The sequence below is a fragment of the Acidimicrobiales bacterium genome (assembly GCA_041394245.1).
In the GTDB taxonomy this organism is placed as follows: domain Bacteria; phylum Actinomycetota; class Acidimicrobiia; order Acidimicrobiales; family Aldehydirespiratoraceae; genus JAJRXC01.
The window spans coordinates 350,131-373,193 of the sequence record JAWKIR010000004.1 but is presented as its reverse complement, the minus strand read 5'-3'; the positions used below and the strand labels follow the sequence as shown (position 1 = coordinate 373,193).

The 23,063-nt window shown below is 68.9% G+C and carries 30 protein-coding genes; 13 read left to right on the top strand and 17 right to left on the bottom strand.

Annotated features, from left to right (window positions below; translation table 11 throughout):
* Positions 1-55 precede the first annotated feature (55 nt).
* Genes R2707_20575 through R2707_20565 form a run of 3 tightly spaced genes read right to left on the bottom strand, consistent with a single transcriptional unit; the run spans position 56 to position 2,471 of the window.
* Positions 56-751, bottom strand: coding sequence for a hypothetical protein (locus R2707_20575; GenBank protein MEZ5247496.1), 696 nt, complete (start codon positions 749-751; stop codon positions 56-58).
* The gene (locus tag R2707_20570; GenBank protein ID MEZ5247495.1) at positions 748-1,920 is read right to left on the bottom strand and encodes an S-layer homology domain-containing protein; all 1,173 of its coding nucleotides are present in this window, start codon (positions 1,918-1,920) and stop codon (positions 748-750) included. The genes R2707_20575 and R2707_20570 overlap by 4 nt, the downstream gene beginning before the upstream one ends.
* Complete coding sequence (locus R2707_20565) at positions 1,917-2,471, bottom strand: hypothetical protein (GenBank protein MEZ5247494.1); 555 nt, start codon at positions 2,469-2,471, stop codon at positions 1,917-1,919. Before R2707_20565 ends, R2707_20570 begins: the two co-directional genes overlap by 4 nt.
* A gap of 93 nt (positions 2,472-2,564) precedes the next feature.
* Here R2707_20565 and R2707_20560 point away from each other — a divergent pair, with 93 nt between their 5' ends.
* Complete coding sequence (locus tag R2707_20560; GenBank protein ID MEZ5247493.1) at positions 2,565-3,881, top strand: M48 family metalloprotease; 1,317 nt, start codon at positions 2,565-2,567, stop codon at positions 3,879-3,881.
* Positions 3,878-4,501: an RNA methyltransferase gene (locus tag R2707_20555; GenBank protein MEZ5247492.1), complete on the top strand. Its 624-nt coding sequence runs from the start codon at positions 3,878-3,880 to the stop codon at positions 4,499-4,501. Before R2707_20560 ends, R2707_20555 begins: the two co-directional genes overlap by 4 nt.
* Before the next feature lie 24 nt (positions 4,502-4,525).
* On the opposite strand, the gene R2707_20550 is transcribed toward R2707_20555, so the two are convergent.
* Positions 4,526-4,948: a DUF1330 domain-containing protein gene (locus R2707_20550; GenBank protein MEZ5247491.1), complete on the bottom strand. Its 423-nt coding sequence runs from the start codon at positions 4,946-4,948 to the stop codon at positions 4,526-4,528.
* Positions 4,949-5,157: 209 nt separating this feature from the next.
* Here R2707_20550 and R2707_20545 point away from each other — a divergent pair, with 209 nt between their 5' ends.
* Positions 5,158-5,571: a cyclic nucleotide-binding domain-containing protein gene (locus R2707_20545; protein ID MEZ5247490.1), complete on the top strand. Its 414-nt coding sequence runs from the start codon at positions 5,158-5,160 to the stop codon at positions 5,569-5,571.
* A gap of 18 nt (positions 5,572-5,589) precedes the next feature.
* Here the strand turns inward: R2707_20545 and R2707_20540 are convergent, their stop codons facing one another.
* Positions 5,590-6,330 carry a VOC family protein gene (locus R2707_20540; GenBank protein MEZ5247489.1) on the bottom strand — a complete coding sequence of 247 codons (741 nt, stop codon included), beginning with the start codon at positions 6,328-6,330 and terminating at the stop codon, positions 5,590-5,592.
* A gap of 117 nt (positions 6,331-6,447) precedes the next feature.
* On the opposite strand from R2707_20540, the gene R2707_20535 reads away from it, so the two are divergent.
* Positions 6,448-6,813: a hypothetical protein gene (locus R2707_20535; protein ID MEZ5247488.1), complete on the top strand. Its 366-nt coding sequence runs from the start codon at positions 6,448-6,450 to the stop codon at positions 6,811-6,813.
* Positions 6,814-6,849: 36 nt separating this feature from the next.
* Here R2707_20535 and R2707_20530 read toward each other — a convergent pair whose 3' ends face one another.
* Genes R2707_20530 through R2707_20520 form a run of 3 tightly spaced genes read right to left on the bottom strand, consistent with a single transcriptional unit; the run spans position 6,850 to position 8,279 of the window.
* A complete protein-coding gene (locus R2707_20530; protein MEZ5247487.1) occupies positions 6,850-7,179 on the bottom strand; it encodes a hypothetical protein in 330 nt (109 codons plus the stop codon).
* Positions 7,180-7,192: 13 nt separating this feature from the next.
* Entirely contained in the window at positions 7,193-7,555 is a 363-nt protein-coding gene (locus R2707_20525) for a hypothetical protein (protein ID MEZ5247486.1), read from the bottom strand.
* A gap of 22 nt (positions 7,556-7,577) precedes the next feature.
* Positions 7,578-8,279 (bottom strand): ribonuclease HII, encoded by a 702-nt coding sequence (locus R2707_20520; GenBank protein MEZ5247485.1) that lies wholly within the window; start codon positions 8,277-8,279, stop codon positions 7,578-7,580.
* Between the two features lie 45 nt (positions 8,280-8,324).
* On the opposite strand from R2707_20520, the gene R2707_20515 reads away from it, so the two are divergent.
* Positions 8,325-8,630 (top strand): hypothetical protein, encoded by a 306-nt coding sequence (locus R2707_20515; protein ID MEZ5247484.1) that lies wholly within the window; start codon positions 8,325-8,327, stop codon positions 8,628-8,630.
* Here R2707_20515 and R2707_20510 read toward each other — a convergent pair whose 3' ends face one another.
* Both R2707_20510 and R2707_20505 read right to left on the bottom strand, forming a co-directional pair.
* Positions 8,631-10,046 carry a hypothetical protein gene (locus R2707_20510; protein ID MEZ5247483.1) on the bottom strand — a complete coding sequence of 472 codons (1,416 nt, stop codon included), beginning with the start codon at positions 10,044-10,046 and terminating at the stop codon, positions 8,631-8,633.
* Positions 10,046-11,047, bottom strand: coding sequence for an NAD(P)H-dependent glycerol-3-phosphate dehydrogenase (locus tag R2707_20505; protein MEZ5247482.1), 1,002 nt, complete (start codon positions 11,045-11,047; stop codon positions 10,046-10,048). The genes R2707_20510 and R2707_20505 overlap by 1 nt, the downstream gene beginning before the upstream one ends.
* Positions 11,048-11,102: 55 nt before the next feature.
* Here R2707_20505 and cofC point away from each other — a divergent pair, with 55 nt between their 5' ends.
* From cofC to R2707_20470, 7 genes are all read left to right on the top strand, one after another.
* A complete protein-coding gene (gene cofC, locus R2707_20500) occupies positions 11,103-11,684 on the top strand; it encodes a 2-phospho-L-lactate guanylyltransferase (protein MEZ5247481.1) in 582 nt (193 codons plus the stop codon).
* Between the two features lies 1 nt (position 11,685).
* Positions 11,686-12,417: a PIG-L deacetylase family protein gene (locus tag R2707_20495; GenBank protein ID MEZ5247480.1), complete on the top strand. Its 732-nt coding sequence runs from the start codon at positions 11,686-11,688 to the stop codon at positions 12,415-12,417.
* A gap of 256 nt (positions 12,418-12,673) precedes the next feature.
* Positions 12,674-13,354: an RNA polymerase sigma factor gene (locus R2707_20490; GenBank protein MEZ5247479.1), complete on the top strand. Its 681-nt coding sequence runs from the start codon at positions 12,674-12,676 to the stop codon at positions 13,352-13,354.
* Positions 13,351-13,659: a hypothetical protein gene (locus R2707_20485; GenBank protein MEZ5247478.1), complete on the top strand. Its 309-nt coding sequence runs from the start codon at positions 13,351-13,353 to the stop codon at positions 13,657-13,659. Before R2707_20490 ends, R2707_20485 begins: the two co-directional genes overlap by 4 nt.
* The gene (locus tag R2707_20480; GenBank protein MEZ5247477.1) at positions 13,656-14,384 is read left to right on the top strand and encodes a mechanosensitive ion channel family protein; all 729 of its coding nucleotides are present in this window, start codon (positions 13,656-13,658) and stop codon (positions 14,382-14,384) included. The genes R2707_20485 and R2707_20480 overlap by 4 nt, the downstream gene beginning before the upstream one ends.
* Positions 14,385-14,445: 61 nt before the next feature.
* Complete coding sequence (locus R2707_20475; GenBank protein ID MEZ5247476.1) at positions 14,446-15,189, top strand: hypothetical protein; 744 nt, start codon at positions 14,446-14,448, stop codon at positions 15,187-15,189.
* Between the two features lie 2 nt (positions 15,190-15,191).
* Positions 15,192-15,518 (top strand): hypothetical protein, encoded by a 327-nt coding sequence (locus tag R2707_20470; protein MEZ5247475.1) that lies wholly within the window; start codon positions 15,192-15,194, stop codon positions 15,516-15,518.
* Here R2707_20470 and R2707_20465 read toward each other — a convergent pair.
* From R2707_20465 to R2707_20450, 4 genes are read right to left on the bottom strand one after another with little or no spacing between them, the layout of a single operon-like run.
* Entirely contained in the window at positions 15,515-16,657 is a 1,143-nt protein-coding gene (locus R2707_20465) for a hypothetical protein (GenBank protein ID MEZ5247474.1), read from the bottom strand. The two genes, R2707_20470 and R2707_20465, sit on opposite strands and share 4 nt — an antisense overlap.
* Positions 16,658-16,717: 60 nt before the next feature.
* A complete protein-coding gene (locus tag R2707_20460; GenBank protein ID MEZ5247473.1) occupies positions 16,718-17,545 on the bottom strand; it encodes an ABC transporter permease in 828 nt (275 codons plus the stop codon).
* Positions 17,542-18,453 (bottom strand): ABC transporter ATP-binding protein, encoded by a 912-nt coding sequence (locus R2707_20455; GenBank protein MEZ5247472.1) that lies wholly within the window; start codon positions 18,451-18,453, stop codon positions 17,542-17,544. The genes R2707_20460 and R2707_20455 overlap by 4 nt, the downstream gene beginning before the upstream one ends.
* A gap of 2 nt (positions 18,454-18,455) precedes the next feature.
* Positions 18,456-19,067, bottom strand: coding sequence for a YbhB/YbcL family Raf kinase inhibitor-like protein (locus R2707_20450; protein ID MEZ5247471.1), 612 nt, complete (start codon positions 19,065-19,067; stop codon positions 18,456-18,458).
* A 62-nt stretch (positions 19,068-19,129) separates the two neighbouring features.
* Here R2707_20450 and R2707_20445 point away from each other — a divergent pair, with 62 nt between their 5' ends.
* Positions 19,130-19,522, top strand: coding sequence for a hypothetical protein (locus R2707_20445; protein MEZ5247470.1), 393 nt, complete (start codon positions 19,130-19,132; stop codon positions 19,520-19,522).
* A 13-nt stretch (positions 19,523-19,535) separates the two neighbouring features.
* On the opposite strand, the gene ilvC is transcribed toward R2707_20445, so the two are convergent.
* From ilvC to R2707_20430, 3 genes are read right to left on the bottom strand one after another with little or no spacing between them, the layout of a single operon-like run.
* Positions 19,536-20,570: a ketol-acid reductoisomerase gene (gene ilvC / locus R2707_20440; protein MEZ5247469.1), complete on the bottom strand. Its 1,035-nt coding sequence runs from the start codon at positions 20,568-20,570 to the stop codon at positions 19,536-19,538.
* Positions 20,571-20,617: 47 nt separating this feature from the next.
* Positions 20,618-21,106 carry an acetolactate synthase small subunit gene (ilvN, locus tag R2707_20435; GenBank protein MEZ5247468.1) on the bottom strand — a complete coding sequence of 163 codons (489 nt, stop codon included), beginning with the start codon at positions 21,104-21,106 and terminating at the stop codon, positions 20,618-20,620.
* Entirely contained in the window at positions 21,103-22,908 is a 1,806-nt protein-coding gene (locus tag R2707_20430; protein ID MEZ5247467.1) for an acetolactate synthase large subunit, read from the bottom strand. Before R2707_20430 ends, ilvN begins: the two co-directional genes overlap by 4 nt.
* Between the last annotated feature and the right edge of the window lie 155 nt (positions 22,909-23,063).

The following is a 23,063-nucleotide window of genomic DNA, read 5'->3' as shown; positions in this document are numbered from 1 at the left end:
CAGGCGGCGCGAACGGCAGCGGCCACACCGATGACCAGGGCGACGACCAGCGGGGTCACGCGCCGACCTGGGGGACGTCGGGTCCGGCGGTGTCGGGATAGAGGCTCGGGTGGCCGGGGCCGATGCCGGAGGCGGCCAGTGCATCGTCGACGGTCGTGCCGAGGGCCTCGTCGCCGAGCGCCTGTGACAACAGGCCGCGCACCTGTTCCCACGCGGTGGCGGTGCCGGATCCGACGACTCGACCCGAGGTGCCGTCGACCAGGGCGAAGTAGGGCGAGCCGGGGACGCCATAGGCGGTCCATGCATCCGAGGAGCAGACCGTCCGCACGCCGGTGGGGGCGAGTTCGGCCAGCCGACTCTCGGAGTCGTGCGCCGGATCCTGGGCGACGATCACCAGCCGGGTGTCGTGGCCGGGCAGATCGACCATCGGCGACGCGAACTCCGTCCAGAACGCCTGACAGGTGCGACATCCCGACGAGAGGAAGGCGAGCAGTGTGTGGTGGTCGCCGCCGAGCGCGACCTTCACCGGCCCGCCACCCGGGACGGTGCCGACGATGTCGACCGCATCACCACGCGTGGTCGGGGCGGCGACCGGCACCGGGCCGACCCGAGCGGGTTCGGCACCGTCGTCGAGGGGCACCCCGGCCCGGTCGAGGGCCCGCAGGATCTCGGCGTGGGTCCGCAACAGCCCGAAGACGATCACCGCCAGCAGGGCGATGGCGATGCTCTGCACGATGACCAGCACGATCATGCCGACACCTCCGCCGGTGTCCCGAAACGCAGCTCGTAGCGGTGAAGGAAGGTGAGCGCCTGGGCCCGATCGATCCAGAACCCGCCGCCGAAGCGTGTCGGGGAGATGCCCGTCGTCAGCTCGGTCTCGACCGCCCAGGCAACCGCCTGGCGGTAGAACGCGGTGGCCGGAACGTCGACGAACGGGATCTCGACCGATGAGGGCGGCTCGCCGGCAAGACGCCAGAGGAAGGTGATGGCCTCGCCCCGGGTGACCAGTTGGTCGGGCGAAAACCGGTCGGGGGCCGTGCCGGTCGTGATGCCCGCCGAGGCCATCCAGTCGACGGCGTCGGCGTACCAGGCGCCCGCCGCCACGTCGACGAAGGGCGACGGCTCGGTCGCCTCCGGCTTGCCCTGGTAGCGCCACAGGAAGGTCGCCATGTGGGAGCGAGGCGCGAGTTCACCGGGGCCGAAGATGTCGCTGTTGTAGCCCTGGGCGATCCCCGCGTCGATCGCCCACTCGACCGCCTCGGTGTAGAAGGCGTTGGGGGCGAGGTCGGTGAAACCGTCGTGCAGGCACGCGCGATCGTGGAAACGGGTGCCGTTGTCGGTCAGCGACGGCGAGTCGTTGCAACTCGGATCCCATTGCCACGGCACGACACAGGTGACGATCCGACAGGCGATCGGCCCGACACAGGGCACGTCCTGGTTGCACTGTCCGTAGCGGAACCGGGTGCAGTCGACGGCGCGACTCCCACAACCTTCGAGGCACCGACAGTTCGCGCTCGTGCAGGTCGATGCGCACACGCCGGAGCCGCCACAGCCGCATCCGTCGTCGCACGGGTGGTTGCAGTCGAGGTAGTAGCGGGGCCGCGGTTTGCCGTCGACGTCGCAGAACCCGCTGCCGTTCGCCTTCCACCAGCCGGCGACGATGGTCCCCGGCGGGCAGAGGTTCTGGCCGGTGAGTTGACAGCAGAAATCGGTGTAGCCGTCGCAGCACGACGACCCGCAGTCACAACTCGAGCCGGCGCAGGTGCAGATCGCGGCGTACGCGGTGGTGGGGCGCAGCGCGTAGGCCGCCGGCGCGACCGCGAGGGCCGTGGCCCCCATCGCCGATCGGCTGAGGAACCCCCGTCGAGACGACCGGCTCTCGACCACACGGCTCAGCGTCTGCACGACCCGTCGACTCATGAGCGGCGCTGCCCGTCGATGCGGAACGGAGCCGCCACCGCTGTGGTGCCATGACGCGCCGCGAGGGCCTCGGGCAACGCCGTGAAGGAGACCAGCGCGAGCCCAGCCAGCACACCCACGGCGGCCACGAAGCCGATCCCGCCGGCCGGCTGCCGGGCCATCACGTCGACCGCGGCATCACCGCCGACTGCGGCGAACGAGACCGCGGCGAGCGCGGCGTTGCCGGCGATGTGGATCCACGAGGGCGGTGCGTCGACGCGACCGAAACACCCGCACGACGTTGCTCCGGCGGCCATCGCCCGCCAGACGACCACGACGAATCCGACGTAGAGCGCACCGGTGGCCACAGCGGCGGCCGGTCCGCCGAACGCCAGGGCGAGGAGTCCGACCACCGATTCCACGATGCCGATCGACATGGTGATGGACCGCCGCTCCGGTAGGCCGAGGGCCGCGAGCAGGTCGGTCGTCGGCCCGGGCCTGGCGATCTTGGCCACGCCGGCCACGAGCAGCAGCAACGCGGCAGCCGCATGCAGCGCAACGACAACGTCCATGGGAGTGAACGTAACGCGGCCGACACAGATCGCGTCGAACCGGAGGAGCGACCCGGCACCGTGGGTCGAGGGAGCGCTTGTACCGTGGCACCCATGGCTGGTGACCGACCCGACTTCTACGACCTGATCGCCAGCAACCGTCGGCGTACCTGGATGCTGATGATCATGTTCTTCCTGCTGCTCGCAGTGGTCGGCGCCGTCATCTCGTTGGCCCTCGGCGGGGGCATCGTCGGGGTGATCATCGGCGTCGCCGTCTCGTTCGGCTTCACCTTCGCCTCCTACTTCCAGAGCGACACCCTGGCCCTGCGTTCCACCCGCGCCGTCGAGGCCGATCCAAGCGAGTTCCCCCAGCTCAACAACCTCGTCGCCGAGGTGTCCCTCGCCGCGGGAATCCCCCAGCCACGGGTGTTCGTCGTCCACGACCCCTCCCCCAACGCGTTCGCCACGGGCCGCAACGTCGACAACGCAGTCGTCGCCGTCACGACCGGCCTGATGGACAAGATGAACCGCCAGGAACTCGAAGGCGTGATCGCCCACGAGATCGCCCACATCCGCAACGGCGACATCCTCGTGATGACCGTTGCCGTCGCCACCGCCGGCGCCATCGCCCTCATCGCCGACATCTTCTGGCGCATGCTCTACTGGGGCGCGCTCACCGGCGGCGGCGCCTCGCACCGGCGCCGCAGCAACGACAACAACGGTGGCCCCAACCCACTGGTGATCATCGGCATGGTCGCGGTGGCCGTGCTCGCGCCATTGGCCGCAGCACTGCTCAGGGCGGCCGTGAGCCGCTCGAGGGAGTCACTCGCCGATGCCACCGCCGTGGAGATCACCCGCTACCCGGCCGGACTACGCCAGGCGCTCGAGAAACTCGATGCCGACATCACCGTCGTCCGCCGGACCTCCCATGCCACGTCGCACCTCTGGATCGAGTCGCCCGACGACCACGAGACCAACGCCCGTGGGCGGAAGTTCAACGACATGTTCAGCACCCACCCGCCGCTCAGCGAGCGGATCAACATCCTTCGAGCCATGGAGGGCCTGCCCGCCTACGACGGCCCCGACCCCGTCCTCGCCGAAGGGTTGCGAACGCTCCAGGACAGCCGCGTGAACCCCGAGCGCGGCATGTCGTTCCAACAGCCGAGCGCCGCCGACAACGCGCTGCAGACGGTTGATCTCGCCGCGATCTTCCCGGGCATGGGCGAGGTCGCGCCGGTCGACGACCACCCCGATCATGCGCCGGCGGGCTGGTACCACGACCCCGAGGTCGCAGATGGCGCCCTGCGCTACTGGGACGGAAGCCGCTGGACCGAGCACCGCCACGACATTCCCGACCGCAACATGGTCGCCCCCGAAACGGCTCGCCGCAGCCGGCTCCCCCGACCGCCGCGGCAGGGTCGCACGCGATGATCGACCCCGCCGACGAACCAACCGTCGGCGTCGGCCCGCATCCCGATCCGTGGCCCGACGACCCTCGCCTCGATCGCGATCTTCTGGCCGCGGGCGATCGTCGCAACGTCGCCGACGACTACCGCTACTGGACGATCGAGGCGATCGTCGCCGACCTCGACACGAGACGCCACGGCTTCCATGTCGCCATCGAGAACTGGGAGCACGACCGCAACATCGGCACGGTCGTACGAACCGCCAACGCGTTCCTGGCCGCCGAGGTCCACATCGTCGGGCGCCGGAAGTGGAACAAGCGGGGCGCGATGATGACCGACGTCTACCAACACGTCCGCCATCACGAGACCATCGACGATCTGCTCGCGTGGGCCAGGGCGGCCGAGCTCCCGATCATCGGGATCGACAACCACCCGGGTTCCGTAGCGATCGAGTCGACCGAGTTGCCCCGTGCGTGTGTCCTGCTGTTCGGCCAGGAGGGCCCGGGCCTGTCCGCCGCCGCAGTCGGCGCCGCGGAACGGGTCTGCTCCATCACCCAGTTCGGGTCGACCCGATCGATCAACGCCGGCGTGGCCGCAGGGATCGCCATGCACGCCTGGATCCGGCGCTGGGCCGCCGACGCCTGAACGCGACCGCCGACCGATCCGGGATCAGCGCAGCAGCGATGTGGTCATGATGATGCGGGTGTCGGCGAGCCCGGCCGTGCGATGGTGCACGCCGGCCTGATAGCTCGGCTTGGCGATCATCTCGAGGAACGCGGCGGGACTCGGATACTCGATGATCGCCACGAGATCCCAGTGTTCGTCTTCCGGGCCTATCACCGTCATGTGGGCGGCCGCCGCCTCGAACTGCGACCCACCGACTGCCGCGACTTCACGCATCGCGATCTCGCCGTACCGACCGTAGGCCTCGGCCCCGGTGCTGGGGCCGTCGGCCCCAGGATCGGGGGCGCCGCCGTAGTCGGCCACGTCACGGAACCGGAGCAGGTTGATCATGCGGATGGGCCCCGTGAGGGATGCGGCCCGTTCGGCCAGCTGCTCGAGCTGCGTGGGTGTCGGATCGATCGATGCCATGGCCGGACCCTAGCGAGCCGTCGGTCCCGTGTTGGTTGCAGTGACGACTGCGACCGCGTCCACCCGCGCTCCCGGTGCTCGTCGGCCGCGCTCGGTCCGTCACCGACGGATTGGGTTCAGCCAACGTTCTTCGATCCGCCCCTCGACCGACGCCGGTCCGAAACGTGACCCGGGCACGATGCTCACCAGATCGCGATGCGAGGAGCACCATGGTCACCAAGCGAACCCGTGTTCCGAAGACCCTGAAGGACAGCCCACTCGGCGACCGGCTGCCCGAGGCGGAGCTCCGCCGGCTCGACCGGATGGCGACGATCGTCACGCTGAGGTCACCCTCCCGCGTCATCCGACACGGGGAACACGGTCGGCAGTGCCTCGTGGTGATCGACGGCCTCCTCCATGTCGAACGCAACGGCGCCCACGTGGCCGATCTCGGCGCAGGCGAGGTGGCCGGCGAGATCTCGGCCATCACCGGCCTCCCCTGCACCGCCGATGTCACGGCCGCCGTAGGCACCACCGTCTACGCGATGAACCCCCGCGAGCTCAACTCGCTGCTCGATGCCTGTCCGAGCCTCGCGCTGGAGATGCTGCGAACCGCCATCGAGCGACTTCCCCAACCCGCCTGAATGCCGCGCCCGGCGTCGTCAGGGAGCAGCGCGACGCGACGTGAGGCAGTAGGCGACACCCGACGGGTCGGCCATCACGGTCCAGCGGTCGTGGCGTGCAATCAGCGCCGCGCCGAAACCGACGTGTTGGTCGACGGCGGCGGCGACGTCGTCGCACGCCAGGTCGAGATGACACGACGTCGGACCGAGCGCCTGCGCCCGGCGCTGCAGCATGATGCGCAGGGGCAGTGCCGCAGGACGGTCCAGCGGAACGAACTCACCCGCCCGCGCCGGCAGCGGCGGCCAGCCCGTGATCGACGACCAGAAGCGAACCTCGTCGTCGAACACATCCGGGTCGCAATCGATGCTCACCTGGTCGACAAGCGTCGCCGCTCCCCCCGGCGCAGAGACCACCGGACGCTGCCGATGCTCCTCCCCGTGGTGCCCCACGATGCAGAACGGCATGCCGCCAGGACTCGCGAGCACGACGAAATCACCGTTGTCGTCCAGGGTCGCGGCACCGGATCCGACGCACTCTTCTGCGCCGGCACGAACGTCGGCGACATGGAGGTCGATGTGTGACCCGGACGATCCACCACGGGTCCGCTGCAACCGGAGGTGGGCGTCCGATCCATCCGAGGGCAGCAGTGTCGCGAACTCGGTGTCGCTCCCGCGCCACGCCGACACCGACGTCCCGCTGATCACCGACCAGAACTCCACCGTCGGGTCGAAACGATCCGGTCCTCGATCGACGAACGCAGTGATCCAACGGACTTCCACATCCGTCACCGTAGAACGAGCGAACGCACTCGACCCGCCGGTTTGTCGGCCCACACCGTCGTGCCGGGCCCGACGTTCGCACTCCGACTCGGATCAGGACCCGGCTACTGTGCTGACGTGCCGATTGTCGACGTGGAGATCGTCACCGACGCGGAGGTGTCCGGTGACCTCGCGCGACGACTCGCCGACGCGATCGGCGACGCGCTCGGGTCCGACCCCGGCCGCACGTGGGTCCGCCTCCGAACCCTCGGCCGACATCACTACGCCGAGTCCGGAGGACCGGTGCCCGGTGATGTCACCCCCGTGTTCGTGACGGTCTCGGCTCGACGCCACCCGCACCCCGACGACTTCGCTGCAGTCGCCCCGAAGCTGTCTGCCGCCGTGGCAGGAGTGGCCGGCACACGAGCAGAGCACGTCCACGTGCTCTTCGGCCAGGATGCGCGTGGCCGGGTCGCCTTCGGGGGAACTCTCGTCTCGGAGTAGAACCCGGCCTATTCCACCCTGCTTACTCGACGCTGCTCATTCCACCATGGCGATGAGTTCCTCATCGCTGGGGATCTCCACACCCGGCACGTAGTACGTGTAGAGCTCGCGCAGCACCGTCTCGACATCGCCGGCGTCGGTGCTGGCCAACGTCACCGTGACCATCGAGCCGTAGATGTGGATCGCGTCGACCTGGCCGGATGCGAACACCCGCCGCGCCAGCACGTCGGGTGGGCGATTGCCGAGGATCTCGTCGCCGGCCGAGTAGCGCTCGTGCCCCATGCCCGTCAGGCTTCGGTTGAGCTCGAAGCGGAGTACGCCCGGCTTCGGCGAGGTGGTGGAGAGGAACGTGACCGGCTGACCCATAACGGGGAGAACGTTACCCGTCGCGGCGGGTCCAGGCCCACATCGCCAGGGCAATCGACACGATCATCAACACGGAGTGCACGACCTTGAATCCGACCGCGTGGTTGGGATCGAGGAGGATGCCGACGCCGCGGATCGACCACCAGCCGATCGTCCACACGACAAGCCCGCCCAGCAGCGCCGCCGCGCGGGGCGAACGCCGACGCCGGGCGACGAACACGACGACGGCCAACACGACGAAGAGCACGGCGGCACCGAGGCGCCATGCTCGCCCGCCGCCCGAGATGCCGTCGTCGTCGAGGATGTTGCGGATTCGGCTGACCCAGACGAACAACGTCCACCCGAGCAGAACGGGGACGGCGAGCCGGTTGCGCATGGGGCGAGGCTACGGCCGATGATCAGAACAAGCCGAGCTGGGGTTCGTCGTCGTCGGCAACCCGAGGGAGCCCCGTCCAGCGCAGATCGTCCATGAACGCCCAACGACGGCGATGGATCGCACTCGGCCCGAACGCGGCGAGTGCCGCCTTGTGACGTGGACAGGGATAGCCCTTGTTGCCGGCGAACCCGTACGCGGGATGATCGACATCCCACGCCCGCATCATGCGGTCACGGGTCACCTTGGCCACGATCGACGCCGCCGCGATCGAGATGCTGATCGCGTCGCCCTTCACGATCGTGGTGGTTGCATGGGTCTCGACGAAGTCCCAGTTGCCGTCGACGAGCACGTGGTCGACCGGCTCCGGGAGCTGGGCGAGTGCGCGCTGCGCCGCCAGCTTCTGGGCTGCCGACATGCCCAACTCGTCGCACTCCTCTTGCGTCGCATGGGCGACGGCCACGTGCTCGGCCCAATCCATGATCCGGTCGAACATCAACTCGCGCTCGGCCTCCGTCAGCATCTTCGAGTCACGGACCTTGTAGAGCTTCCTCTGACGGGGCACCACCACCGCAGCCAACGTGAGGGGTCCGGCCCACGAACCACGACCGACCTCGTCGATCCCCGCCACGATGTCGCACCCGTCGGCCCACAGGTCCCGCTCGAGGCGAAGACCCGGAGCCTTGCCCTTGATCGATCGACGCAGCTGCGGCGCGGTGGTGGCCATCGACGGGACGGTAGTCCATTGCACGGTCCGACTACGGTGGCGCGAGTGATCGAGAACCTGCGCTCCCACCGCTCCCGGGCATCGGTGCTGTCGTTTCGCAGCGCGGCGAGCGTTGCCTCGGCCTACTCCGCGCTGTCGGCGTTCTCGGTCGCGTCGCTCGGATCGGCCGGTTCCGCCCTCTCGATCGGCTCGAGCGGCTCGCTCCTGTCGGTCGGATCGAGCGGGTCGATCCTGTCCATCGGGTCGAGTGGATCGATCGGGGCGATCGGCGGACGCGGCGTGATCGGTCACGAGCGTTCGGGGCAGCTCATCGCGGCGATCGGGATCGCCGCCGCCTGGCTCGACCGCTGACTACGACGGCGGTTCGGCCAGGAGCGCCTCACCCGAGCGCTCGAGCGACGACCAGCTCGGGTCGAGGCCGGGGCAGCGGAGCTCCACCGCATCGCTGCCCCCGAGACGCTCCCACAGCAGGGCTGGACGGGGTCCGTGCCAGCGGATGCTGAACGACACGCGACCGTTGGGCGTGCCGCAGGACCTGACGTCGATCGGCTGACCGAGCCACGCCTCCGGAACCGACGGGAGGAGATGGACCACGCCTGGGTCGGGTGCGGCGACCACGGACGCGAGCACGCGGTCGGCGGCGGCCGCCGGCGCGCTGTCGGGAGCGAAGGTGCCGACCGCTCGGGCCGCGGCGGCGCGAGCATCGGCCGCCGCGGCCGGCGCGACGGCCTCGAGCGCTCGCGCCACCTGCGAGAGCGTCGGCGCGTCGAGCGCAGTCCCGGCAGCTGCCGCCAGCGGCCCGGCGAGGTCGGCGAGACCCGATTCGTGGCCGGCCAACAGGTCACGCGAGGCGAGCGCCCGCAACGCCGCGACGGCATCGACACCGCGCACGGTGCCGTCCTCGGCTGCGGCGACGACGGTCGCCCGGCCCCGGTCGGCTTCGTCGTGGAGCCCGGCGATGTCGAGCGCGACCGCCGCTTCCGCTGCGGTGCGCGGGTCGAGTGACCCGGCCTGCACGATCAGATCGGGGAGGATGCGATTCCAGGCCTCTCCGAGGTCGACGTCGGGCACGTCGATGGCGAGCGAGCCTGCGGTGATCGTGCGCCAGCCTGCCGAGATCTCGTCGGGAGTGACCGGCCGGGTGGGGAAGTCGCCCTCGACCAACACATGGACCTGCACCTTCTGGCGATGGGGAAGGGCCAGCACGATGCCACCGGACGCGCCGTCGCCATGGCAGGCCGAGCGCGATGCGTCGGGCCCGTCGGCGACGACGTCCCAGGGATCGCCGATCGTGGCCAGTACGCCGCCGGCGGGTCGCTCCCCCCGGATCCACTCGATGCCGTCGATCGCCACACCGTCGGCATCGGCGGCAATCGCCGCAGTGCCGGCGACGCGTCCGACGACCGCCAGCGAGACCGCGTCACGCGAGAGGTTCTCGAACTCGAGTACCAGCACGCGCCCGAGACCGTCGTTGGCGGAGGCGACCCGCGCCACGATGTCGCCGCCCGGGACGCGCATCCAGGTCTCGTAGACCGGAGCATCGGCCACACGCGACTGACGCACGGCCACCTCGTCGTGGGCGACCCGCCACCGGTCCTGCGCGCCGACCCCCCACTCGACCCACCAGCTCCCGTCGACCGCACCGACCCGTCCGTAGCGGTCCACGACCGCCGTCGGCCCCTCGAGATCACCGATCATCGCCCCGTCGAGCGCGTGCGAGCGATCGGGACCGGACCGGCCGCGTCGGTCCTGCAACCACCGCTTCATCAGTCGGGAGCGTTCTCGCTCGTGGCCGGCCGGGCCACCAGACCGCGATAGGCGTCGGTGGCGCTCCGCCCCTCGGTGACGCACGCCCGCATCTCCGTGGCGATCGGCATCTCCACGCCGTACTCCTCCGCCAGCTCGAGCACGATCCTGGCGGACTTCACGCCCTCGGCGACCTGGTTCATCTCCTCGATGATCTCGTCGAGTGAGCGGCCCCGGCCGAGTTGCTCGCCGACATAGCGGTTGCGGCTCTGCGGACTCATGCAGGTGGCCAGCAGGTCGCCCATCCCGGCGAGGCCCGAGAACGTGGCCGGATCACCACCCATCGCGACACCGAGCCGAGTGAGCTCCGCGAGACCACGGGTCATCACCGCCGCCCTCGTGTTGTCACCCGTTCCGAGACCGTCGGCCATCCCGGCGGCGAGTGCGATGACGTTCTTCAACGCGCCCGCGATCTCGCAGCCCACGACGTCGACATTCGTGTAGACCCGGAACAGCGACGACGAGAAGATCCCCTGGAGCTTCTCGGCGATGGTCAGGTCGGTGAAGGCGATCACCGCTGCGGCGGCGCTGCCGGCGAGGATCTCCTTCGCGAGGTTCGGACCGGTGAGCACACCCACCGGATGACCGGGGAGCTCCTCCTCGACGATCTCCGTCATCCGCTTCCGGGTGCCGAGCTCGAGCCCCTTCGACAGCGACACGACCGGGACCCAGGGCCGCAGGTGAGGGCGAAGCTCGGCGAGCGTCTCGCGAAAACCCGCCGACGGCACCCCCATCACCAGCACGTCGGCCCATCCGACGACTTCGGCCAGGTCGGTGGATGCCGTGAGATCCGGATGCAGCGCGTAGCCCTCCAGATACCTGGGGTTCTCATGGCGTTCGTTGATCGCATCGGCGACGTCCTGGCGTCGGCTGTGGATCATCGTCGGCTCGTTGTGGGCACACAGATGAGCGACCGTGGTCCCCCACGAACCCGCTCCGATCACCGCGACATTCATGCTCATGCCATCACCCTAGACGTGGCCCCCCGTTTGCATGGTCCGTAGAGTTCCCTGCATCGTGCAGACGCCCACCGCCGACACCGTCGTGTTGATACCGATCCGGTCCTTCGACGACAGCAAGTCCCGTCTGGCCGGCGCTCTCGATCACGATTCGCGACGACGACTCACGATGCGGATGGCCGCTCGGGTGATCGCCGCGGCACGCGACCTGCCGGTGCGAATCGTCACCGACGACTCCGGGGTCGTCGACTGGGCCCACGGCAACGACGTGGGGGTGCTGTCGGTCGGGGTGACGGGACTCAACCCGTCGGTCACGGCGGCCGTCGCCCATGCCGCCCGCGTCGGCTACACGCGAGCCATCGTCGCGCACGCGGATCTACCGGCCGCGCTCGACCTGTCGGTCGTCGCCGGCCCCGGCGTGCGCATCGCGCCCGACCGGGCACGTGACGGGTCCAACGTGATGTGCGTGCCCACCGATGCCGGCTTCGCGTTCGCCTACGGCCCCGAGTCGTTCCGTCGGCACTGTGCCGAAGCCGAACGACTCGGGCTGCCGCTCACCGTGGTCGACGACGACTCCCTCGCGTGGGACGTCGACGACCCCGACGACCTCCCCCACGACTGGGAAGACTGGAACGACTGACATGCGCGTCGACCTCCCCACCCCGGCGAGTGCGCTGGCGATCGCCGCGCACCCCGACGACATCGAGTTCGAGTGCGGTGCGACGCTCGCCAAGTGGAGCGAGGCCGGCGCGACCTGTCATCTGCTGGTGTGCACCGATGGGCGCAAGGGCACCTGGGACGTCGATGCCGACACCGCCGCCTTGATCCTGCGGCGCCAGGCCGAGCAGCGCGAGGCCGCCCGGCGCCTCGGCGCGACCGGCGAGGTCCGTTTCCTCGGTGTCGAGGACGGCGAGCTCGACCACGGCGTGGACCGGCGCCGCGAGGTGGCCCGCATCATCCGGGAACTCACACCCGAGATCGTGCTCGGCCACGACCCCTGGCGCCGCTGGAGGATGCACCCCGACCATCGGGCGGCCGGCTTCCTCACCGTCGACGCCGTCGTCGCGGCCCGCGATCCCCACTACCACCGCGAGCACGGCATCGCTCACCACCGCCCGGCGCACCTCCTGCTCTTCGAGAGCGAGGAACCGAACCTCTCCGAGTCGGTGGGCGAATCGCATGTCGAGGCGAAAGTCCGGGCCCTTCTCGCGCACGAGAGCCAGTTCGAGACGACCATGGTGATCGACGCCGACGACGACGGCACCCAGGCCGCTGCCTTCCGCAACCGGATCCGGACCGACGCGCGTCGCCAGGGACGTCTCGCCGGCGTCGCGCTCGCCGAATCGTTCCGCCTGCTCGACCCCGCCTCCTAGCGGAGGCCGGGGCACGCGTCAGGGGGCACACCCCGAAGGATGCGCCCCCTGACTGGCCGACTGCGTAGGCGGGTTGGGTGTGCCGCAGTCGACGTTCTCGTGGATCGAAGACCGTCTCGTCCTCGTGAATTCCTGCGAAGATGGCACCTTGCGTTTCTGGCGACCGGGCCGTGGAGCCACGGCACTCAACCCGACGCTGCGACGTCGCGATTTGTCGCGGGATTTCTCGATTTCCGTTGCACGCGACCTTGTGCACGTGTCGTGCGTCGGAAATGCCATGACGGCGGCGCTGCGTCCACGGAATCCGTGGTGGGAGAACCTGCTCGCGATGGCGGGCTCGCTCGACCCGTCGACCTCCCCGCCGACCCGCCCGACACCGGACCGATCCTCCGACCCGGCTCCTTCGCGGCCCGATGCCGATCTGCTCGCCATGGACCCGGCCGAAGCGCTTGCCGAGCTCACCAGGCGCCACGCCGACGCCGTGTACCGGGTCGCCCTGTCCGTCTCCCGCAGCCACGAGATGGCCGAGGACGTCGCCCAGGACGCGCTGCTCAAGGCATGGCAAGCCCTTCCGTCGTTCCGCGGCGACGCGCCGCTGAAGAACTGGTTGCTGCGGATCACCCACAACACGGCGATCTCCGCCCTCCGCCGTCGACGCGACGTCCACGTCGACCCCGCCGATCTGCCCGAGCATCCCGGACCGCCCCACACATCGGTCGAGGCCCGGGTCGAGGCGAGCATCTCCATCGACGCGTTCGGGACGGCACTGCGCGAGCTCGACGATCTGAGCCGCTCGGTGGTCGTCCTGCGCGAGGTGGAAGGTCTCAGCTACGAAGAGATCTCGCAGGTACTCGATGTTCCCCTGCCGACCGTGAAGACCCGGCTCCTGCGGGCCCGACGGGTACTGGCCGCATCCCTCGAAGGATGGCAGCCGTGAGGTGGCTCCATCCGTCGACGCGAACGCTGCAGCGGTGGCTCGAGGACGGCACGCCCGCCGACGTCGACAGCCACGTCGCCCTCTGCGCCCGTTGCGCGAACCGGCTCGAGGAACTCGCCACCCCGCTGCCCGAACTGTCCAACGCACTCGCCCGATCACTCCGAGCGCCCGACGACCTCGTCCAGCGACTCGGAGTCCGCATGACCGACGCGATGCGAACCCGTGAAGACCTCCAGATCCTTCTCGAACTCATGGGCGTCCCGTTGGATACGGTTCGCAATCTGATGACGGAGGAAGACCGATGAACGACACGGATCCGAACTGGATCGGCGCGGCGATCGCGGTGGCGGCCGGCATCGCGGTCGGCAGCGTGCTGGCGAGGCTCGTGCGCGGGTTCCTGTCCCGCGAGCGCCGGCCCGAACCCATCCGAGGCGCAGCCGGCGCGATCGCCAGCATGTTCTTCGCCGCCGCGGTGATCGTCGGGCTCATCACCGCGCTCGGCTTCGTCGACGACACCGCGGTCGACGATCTCCCCAAGGACTTCATCGCCTACGTTCCCCGCGCCCTCTCCGCCGCGATCGTGCTGATCGTCGCCAACATCGCAGCGACCTTCGTGGTCGCTGCGCTCGAGCGATCGCTCGGCCATGTCTCCGCCGGCGTTCGCCGACGCGTGCCCCCGATCGCGCGCGGTGCCATCTTGTTCATGGGCGGGCTCATCGCCGCCAACCAGCTCGGAATCGACACCGAGATCCTGACGCTGGCTGCGGCCGCCGTCTTCTTCGGCATCGCCCTCACCGCGGCGTTGGTCGCGTACTCGGGTTCCGGTCCGGTCGCCTCCGAGGTGGCGGCGAGCCGCGCGCTGCGACGCATCCTGCGCGTCGGCGATCGAGTCGACACCGAGATCGTCACCGGCACGATCGTCGAGCTCCACGGCGTGAAGGCCGAGGTGGAGACGGCCGACGGCCGCCACGTGCTCGTCCCCTACTCGTCGCTGCTCGACGCCGTCGTCGGTATCACCCGGGCCGACTGAGCCCGCGCGTCCGGGACCGGGGTACGGCCGAACGCCGTCGCCATTGCGTATCGTGACACCCGTGCTGAGACTCCTCCCCCGCGTCGCCCTCACCCTCCTCGCCTTCGCGCTCGTTGCCGCAGCCTGCGGCTCCGACGGCGACGACTCATCGGCCGACGACTCGACAACCGACTCGACGACCACCACGATCGATGCCGACGACAGCCCCGACACGACGACATCGACCACCACACGCACGCCGGACGATGCCACCGACACGACGACCACCGAGGCCGCGGAGCCGCTCGGCCAGCTCGCCCAAGGCACCCTGACGACCGCCGGGGGCGTCACGGCGAACTGGTCGCTGACCGCATCGACCACATCCCTGTGCTTCGAGGCCGAACTGTCGCACCCCGATCCGGGTGTCAGCGACCGTATCGGTCAGGGTGTGTCGTCATGCCTCGAACCCGATGGCGGACTCGACCAACTCGACTCGGGGCTGAGCGTCGACGTCGGGACGCTCGACGGGGAGAAGACGATCGGCTTCCTCTGGGGCCGTGTCGCGCCGGACGTGATCTCGTTGACGATCGAACACACCGACAGCACACAGACACCGATCGACATCATCGACGGCCCGACCGACGTCGGCGTGTTCGCCTATGTGGTCGAGATCGCCACGATTCCGCCGGTCCAGGACCTCGATGCCGTGAGCGGTACCCAGATCGAAGGCTCCGTACCGATCCGGGGGTTCCTTCGGTCCGGACCGACCTACCCGGTCGTCACGCCCCCGCCCGCAACCACCGCTCCCTCCTATCCGGTGAACTGACCATGGCATCACTTGCGATCGACGGGGCCGATCTGGTCCTTCGCCTCGGGCCATGGGAGCGCCTGGGCGCCCTGCAACGAGACGATCTGCGGGTGCCGGTGTCGAAGATCCGGGCGGCGAACGCCGTCGAGAGCGCCTACGGCGAGGTCCGGGGATTCCGGGTGCCCGGCACGAGCGTCCCCGGTGTGCTGCTGCTCGGCACATGGCGGGCGCGGGGGCGCAAGGACTTCGTCGCCGTCCACGGCAAGGGTCCAGGATGCGTCATCGAACTCGACGACGCACCGTTCGACCGTTGGGTCGTCAGCGAGCCGTTGCCACCGGGGCTCTAGTCGTAGGACGGCGCGTCGAACGCCCCTTCCATGCGATAGGGCTTGTACGGCCCCATCACGATCTGCTCCAGCACACCGATACCGACCCGATCGCCGTAGTAGGCCCGCACCAGATGCTGCACGTGCTGGTTCTCGAACGCGGTCTCGTCGACGTCGGCAAGCGCCCACGACTCGCTCTCCATCGCGAGCTCGCCGTGCCACTTGCCGTGCACCCATTTGGGATGCATGTAGCCGATGCCCTTCATGCGGTACGTGAAGATCGGCTCGAGCGTCACTTCGTGGCGTTCGCCGGTGTCGATCGAGGTCATCGCTATCGTGGCCGCCTTCGCCATCCGGCTCCCGTCCTTGAAGGTCAGCTGGTGTTCGAGGGCCCGCATGTGCTCTGCGGCCTCGTCCTCCACGCCGGGGATCTCCTCGGGCGAGTCGTAGACCGGCAGTCTGGCGCCGACGTTGAACAAGGGCCGACCCTTCCAGTCCTCGAAGAGCTGGTAGTGCAGGCAGACGTCGTCGAAGTGCAAGGGCGCCCAGAGGAAGAACAGGCCGCCCCCGGGATTGCGCGGCTGCGGCGCGCCTCGGGTGTCGCCACCGATGAGCGGCCGGATGCCCCACGACCGGTCCTTGGTGCCCCACGTCTCGTCGCGGTCGAGTTCGAGCCGCTTTCCGCCGAACTCGATCCAACCACTCCAGTGTCCCAGCTGGGTGAACCGTGTGGTGTCCATGTTCTTGCGGATGCCACCCCCACCGAAGTGGTGACGCGGCTCCTCGACATTGCCGGTTCGACCCTCCCACAGGAGGTCGCAGGCGAAGTCGGTCTCGTTGGGTTCGAGCGTCACCCGCAGCGTCCGCATCGGTTCGAGGATGTCGATGTTGAACGGACCGACCCGCAGCTCGCTCGGCTCCGGCGTTGCCCGCGCCGACGCGTGGAAGGCGTACTGATGCCCCTCGTGGACGACGGAGATGCCGCAGTCCTGGATCCCGAGGTGGGGATAGAGGGCGGTCCCGATCCCGAGGTACATGTCGCCGGCCTTCGAGTAGCCGTTGAACCAGTAGCGCTCGTAGACATCCTTGTCGCTGCTCGCCGGATGGGCGATCGGATCGGGCGTCTGATGGATCGGATAGTCGTCGAATTTGGTCAGCACGCCCCGCAGGTTCGCAGCTGGAGGGTGGCGACGCCAGCCCGTCCGGGCCGCTCGGCCCGATCAGGCGACCGCGGCTCGCCCGCGGCGCGCGGTCCGGCCGGTCGCTCCGGGGAGCGGGTCCCAGCGGAACCGGCGGACCGCCACGACCGCGCCGACCACCAGCCACAGCACCATGACACCGAGGCGGTCCCACAAGATGGCGGGGGCTTCGGTCCACGGCTCCATCGCGTGGGAGAACGACGTGCCGAAGTGCTTGAGCGGCAAGATGTCGGCCGCCACGCGCAGCCACTTCGGTGGTGTCGGCCCGAGGTTGACGAAGATGTTCGAGATGAACGCCATCGGGAGGATGGTGGCGTTCGCGAGGGCCGAGGCGGCCGACGACGACCGAGCCACACTCGAGAGGGCGACCCCGAGGGTGGCGAAGGTGGCTGATCCCACCGCGAACGACAGCAGCATGGCGGGGAACTTGGCGAGCTCGATGTTGACGTCGAACGCCACCACACCGAGCGCGACCATCACGGTCGCGGAGACGAGCGCGATCCACACGGCCGAGAGGATCACGCCGGCGATGTAGATCCACGGCGGCAGCGGGGTGCCCCGAACCCGGCGAAGGATCCCCTCCTCACGACGGGTCGAGATGTTGATCGCGATGTTGGTGTAGGTGGCCGATCCGACGGCGAAGACCGCGAGTGCCGGTGTGTAGAACTGGGCCGCCGTTGTGTCGTCCGGACCGCCGGTGTCGCCCAGGTCGTTGCCGAACAGTGCCACGAACAACACGAGCATGATCACCGGCAACATGAGCGTGAAGAACGCACCGACCGGAACCCGCCAGAAGAAGCGATTCTGGGCCCGGACCTGGTGGGCGAGAAGTCGAAGCGACCGCGTCATGCATCCTCCCCGACGAGACCGAGATAGATGTCTTCGAGGTCGGTGGAGCTCACCGACAGCCCCTCCAGCTCGATGCCGCGGGCCGTGGCCCAGGCGGTGACGTGGGCGAGGTCAGCCGTGGGGGTGTCGGTGGTGATCTCGATGCGTCGATCTCGTCCTCGGCTGGTGCCGCGGAGCGGGTCGAGCAGGCCGCTGAGCGGCTCGTCGACCGAAGGCAGGCCGAACGAGATCCGCGTGCCCTTGCCGAACTCTGCCCGCAGTCGGGCCGCGGTGCCGTCGGCGACGATGCGACCGGCCGCGAGGACCATCACCCGGTCGGCGAGTTGTTCGGCTTCCTCGAGCGAGTGCGTGGTGAGGACCACCGTGCGACCGAGATCGGTCAGGTTGCGGACCAGATCCCAGCTCCGCCGGCGGGCTGCGGGATCGAAGCCGGTCGTGGGCTCGTCGAGGAAGATGAGGTCGGGGTCGCCGATGAGCCCGAGGGCGAGATCGACGCGTCGCTGCTGGCCGCCCGAGAGGGTGCTCACCCGCTCGTCGGCCTTCTCCTCGAGTTCGACGAGGGCGATCAGCTCGTCGACGTCTCGGGGGCGGGAGTAGGCGACTCGATAGAAGTGGAGTACCTCCTGCACCGTGAGTTCCTTGTCGACGCCGGCCGACTGGAGGACGATTCCGAGCCGGTCCCGGAAGCCGGGACCGGCGTTTCCGGGATCGACGCCGAGGACGCGTACCTCACCGCTACTGCGAGCGCGGTGACCTTCCAGGATCTCGACCGTGGTGGATTTACCTGCGCCGTTCGGACCGAGGATCGCGACGACCTCTCCCTCCTCCACCGTGAACGAGACCCCGTCGACGGCCCGGTTGGCGCCGTAGGCCTTGACGAGATCGGTGACCTCGATGGCGTTGGCCATGGTCAGTCGACTTCGGGATTGAGCGAATAGAGCCCCATCACAACGGCCGAGTCGAGCACGTGGCCGGCGACGGCGGCCTCGAAGTCGGCCAGGCGGAACCCGGGCGAGAGACCGAGCGACGCCACGTCGAGCGCGTGCACCGTGAACGTGTAGTGATGCATGATCGAATCGTTGCCGGGCGGGCACGGGCCGTCGTAGCCGCCGTACGTTCCACCCATCTCGGCATCACCCTCGAACCACGACGTGAAATCGTTGGCACCGCGGACGCCGCCGAGCGCACCAGCGTCGACGGGCTTGCCGCGGGCGACGATGCCGCTGCCTTCCGCGGCTTCGGCGATCTCGGTGGTGTCGGCCGGGAGATCGACCAGGAGCCAGTGGGCGAAGGTGATGCGGGGCAGGTCGGCCGGCACCGTGCGCCCCTCCTGGTTCACATCGGTCGGGTCGCTCGGCACGTCGGGATCGGTGCAGGTGATGGCGATCGACTGCGTCCCCGCGGGGACGCCACTCCAGCGCAGCGCCGGGCTGATGTTGTCGCCCATCTCCTCGCCTGCGCAGAACGCATGGCGGGTGGGAATCCGCTCGCCCTCGGTGATGCCGTCCACGGTGAGTTCCATGTGTGTCACCCTATCCAACGGTCGCGACTCGTTTCGCGGCCGATCGGTGGAACACTCTCGGCATGCGTCCGCTCCCGGGAAGGTCCGTCGTCGCCGAGTACGACACCCGCTTCGATGCCGATGTCGGCCGGGCTCGGCTCACCGACGCCGGCCTCGAGTCGGTGGTGCTCGGCGACCCGGCCTACTCGGTCGCCCCGCACCACGTCACCGAACGCGGCTTCCGACTGGTCGTGCGCGACGAGATCGCCGACCACGCGCGCCGCGTGCTCACCGATGACCTCCCACCCGACACCGAGGCCGCCGAGCTCGATGCCGCGTTCTATCAGCGGCGCTTCGCCGACCGACCGAGCTGGGTGCGCGGCGCGACCTGGGCGTTGGGACTCGCGTTCATCGGTCCGATCGCCGCCACTGCGTTGATCATCTCCGTGTGGATCCTGCGCAGCCTGTTCCCGTGACGGGAACAGGCGGCTACATGCCCTGTCCGCCGGAGGTCTCGGCCACGCTCTGCTTGCCGGCGGAGATCCACGGCATCATCGCGCGCAGTTCCTTGCCGACCTTCTCGATCGGGTGATCGTGGCCGGCCTGCTCGAGGGCGTGGAACTTCTCGCGACCGGCGCGCGACTCGGCGACCCAGTTGGCGGCGAAGGTGCCGTCCTGGATCTCGGTCAGGACCTGCTTCATGGTGGCCTTGACGTTGTCGTCGATGACACGGGGCCCCGACGTGAGGTCGCCCCACTCGGCGGTGTCGGACACGCTGTAGCGCATGCCGGCGATGCCCTCTTCGTACATGAGGTCGACGATCAGCTTGAGCTCGTGGAGACACTCGAAATACGCAACCTCGGGCTGGTAGCCGGCCTCGATCAGCGTCTCGAAGCCCGACTGCACCAGACGGGTGGTGCCACCGCACAGCACAGCCTGTTCACCGAACAGATCGGTCTCGGTCTCCTCGGTGAAGGTGGTCTCGATCACACCGGCGCGAGCGCCGCCGATGGCATCGGCGTAGGCCAGCGCGAGGGCCTTGGCCCCACCGGTCGCGTCCTGCTCGACGGCGATGAGTGCGGGCACACCGCCGCCTTCGGTGTAGGTACGGCGCACGAGGTGCCCGGGGCCCTTGGGGGCGACCATGCACACGTCGAGGTTGTCGGCGGGCGTGATCAGGTCGAAGCGGATGTTGAAGCCGTGGGCGAAGAACAGGGCGTCACCCGCGTTCATGTTGGGAGCGACATGGTCCTCGTAGATCTCCGCCATCTCGGTGTCGGGCATCAGCATCATGACGACGTCCGCTTCCGCGGTCGCGTCGGCGATCGACAGCACCCGCAGGCCTGCGGCCTCCGCCTTGGCCACCGAGCCGGAGCCCTCGCGAAGACCGACGCGCACGTCGATGCCCGACTCCTTCAGATTGAGGGCATGCGCGTGCCCCTGCGAGCCGTAGCCGAGGATCGCGACCTTGCGGTCGGCGATCGCGGAACGGTCGACGTCCTTCTCGTAGTAGATGTTCGCCACGGCGGAACCTTCTTTTCTGTCTGGTGAGAGATTGGTTGGTGGTTGAGTCAGTCGAGGGCGGGAAGGGCCACTCGACCGGTGCGCTGGATCTCGGCGATCCCGAAGGGTCGCAGAGACTCCTCGAACTCGTCGAGCCGGGAGGTGCGGGCCGAGAACGACAGCATGAGCTGCTCGCTGTTCTCGGCAAGCACGAACGCCCGCCACTCCTCGATGAGCTCCATGAGTTCCTTGCGGTGTCCGGCATCGGCCGACACGGTGACCAGCATCAGCTCGCGGGAGACGGCGTCGCTCGGCGCGAGCTCGCGGATCTCGACGACGTTGATCAGCTTGTTGAGCTGCTTGACCACCTGCTCGAGCGGCGCCGATTCGACATCGACGGTGAAGGTGATCCGGCTGAACCGGTCGTCGTCGGTCGGAGCCACGGCCAGCGACTCGATGTTGAAGCCGCGACGGCTGAACAGCCCGGCCACGCGAGCGAGCACACCCGGCTTGTTCTCGACAGTGGTGACGATCGTGTGGAATCGGTCGGCGTTCACGACTCGCCCTCCAGCAGGTGCTGCTGACTCGGATCGACGAGCAGCTCGGAATTGGTCGCCCCGGCGGGAACCATCGGGAACACGTTTTCGCGGGCATCGGTCACGAACTCGACCACGACCGGGCGGTCGTTGATCTCGTTGGCCTTCTCGATCGCCGGGCCGACCTCTTCGGGCGCCTCGACCCGGATCGCCGCGCATCCCATCGCCTCGGCCCACTTGACGTAGTCGGGCACCCGCTCCTGGAGGTAGACCTCGCTGTAGCGCTCGTCGTAGAACATCTCCTGCCACTGGCGGACCATGCCCAGGTAGGAGTTGTTGAGCAGGGCGACCTTGATCGGGATGTTCTCGACCGATGCGGTCACCAGCTCCTGCGCCGTCATCTGGAAACAGCCGTCGCCGTCGACGGCCCACACGCGACGATCGGGCATACCCGCCTTGGCGCCGATCGCCGCGGGAATCGAGAAGCCCATCGTCCCGAGGCCACCGGAGTTGATCCACGTGTAGGGATGGTCGAACTGCCACCACTGGCTCGTGTACATCTGGTGCTGGCCGACACCCGACGCCACGATCGTGTCGCTCGGGTTGCCGTCCCGCAGCTGCTCGATGACGAACTGCGGCTTGAGCTTCTCGCCGGGTCCCGACTGCTCGTAGGTCAGCGGGAACTTCTCCTGCCAGCCCGAGACGGTCGAACGCCACGCGCTGCGGTCGGCCTGGACCTCGGCGCCGCCGAGCTCCCGGAGGGCGTGGTTCAGACCCTCGATGACCAGGCGACAGTCGCCCTGGATGCCGACGTTGGCCCATCGGACCTTGCCCAGCTCGGCAGGATCGATGTCGACATGGATGATCTTGGCCGTCGGGGCGAAGCCGTCGAGCTTGCCGGTGACGCGGTCGTCGAAGCGGGCTCCGAGCGAGATCAACAGGTCGCTCTTCTGCATGGCGGTGACGGCGCTGTAGTTGCCGTGCATGCCGGGCATGCCGAGGTTCAGCTCGTGGCTGTCGGGGAACGCGCCACGGGCCATGAGCGTGGTCACGACCGGGATCTGGACCATCTCGGCGAGCTCGCGGAGGGCGTCGGCCGCGCGGGCCTTGAGCACGCCGCCGCCGACGTAGAGGACGGGGCGCTCGGCGTCGCGGATGAGCTCCGCAGCCTGACGGATCAGCTCGCGATCGCCCTCGGTCACGGGCTGGTAGCCGGGAAGCTCCATGTCGGCATCGGTGGCCTGGTACCAGTTCATCGCCGATCGGGGATTCGTCGGGTCGACGATGTCCTTCGGGATGTCGACGAGCACGGGCCCGGGGCGTCCGGTGGTGGCGATGTGGAACGCCTCGTGGATGATGCGCGGGATGTCCTGCGCCTCGGTCACCAGGAAGTTGTGCTTCGTCACGGCCATGGTGATGCCGGTGGTGTCGCACTCCTGGAACGCATCGGTCCCGATGGCGGCATAGGGCACCTGGCCGGTGATGCAGACCATCGGGACGGAGTCGAGGAACGCGTCGGCGAGGGGCGTCACGATGTTGGTCGCGCCGGGTCCGGAGGTGACCATCGCGACGCCGGGGCGCCCGGTGGCGTGGGCGTATCCCTCGGCCATGTGACCGGCGCCCTGTTCGTGGCGCACGAGGATGTGGCGGATCGAGCTATCGATGATCGGGTCGTAGACCGGGAGGATGGCGCCGCCGGGGTAGCCGAAGACCATGTCGACACCCTCGTGTTCGAGGCTCTTGACGAGTGCTTCGCCGCCGGGCATCTGTTGGTTGTCGCTCATTGGACTCTCACTGGATTGCGGTGCCCCGGAAAGGGACAGAGAAGTATGGGCCGAAAAAACGAAACGACCTCCCTTCTGGGAGGTCGAGGCGCACGATTGTCGAAGAAATTCGATCGCGAACGTGCGCTAGCCGAGGCCTACTACGAGGTCGAGGGCGAGCGCGGTGTCCACTCGACGAGTATGACCACTCCGTC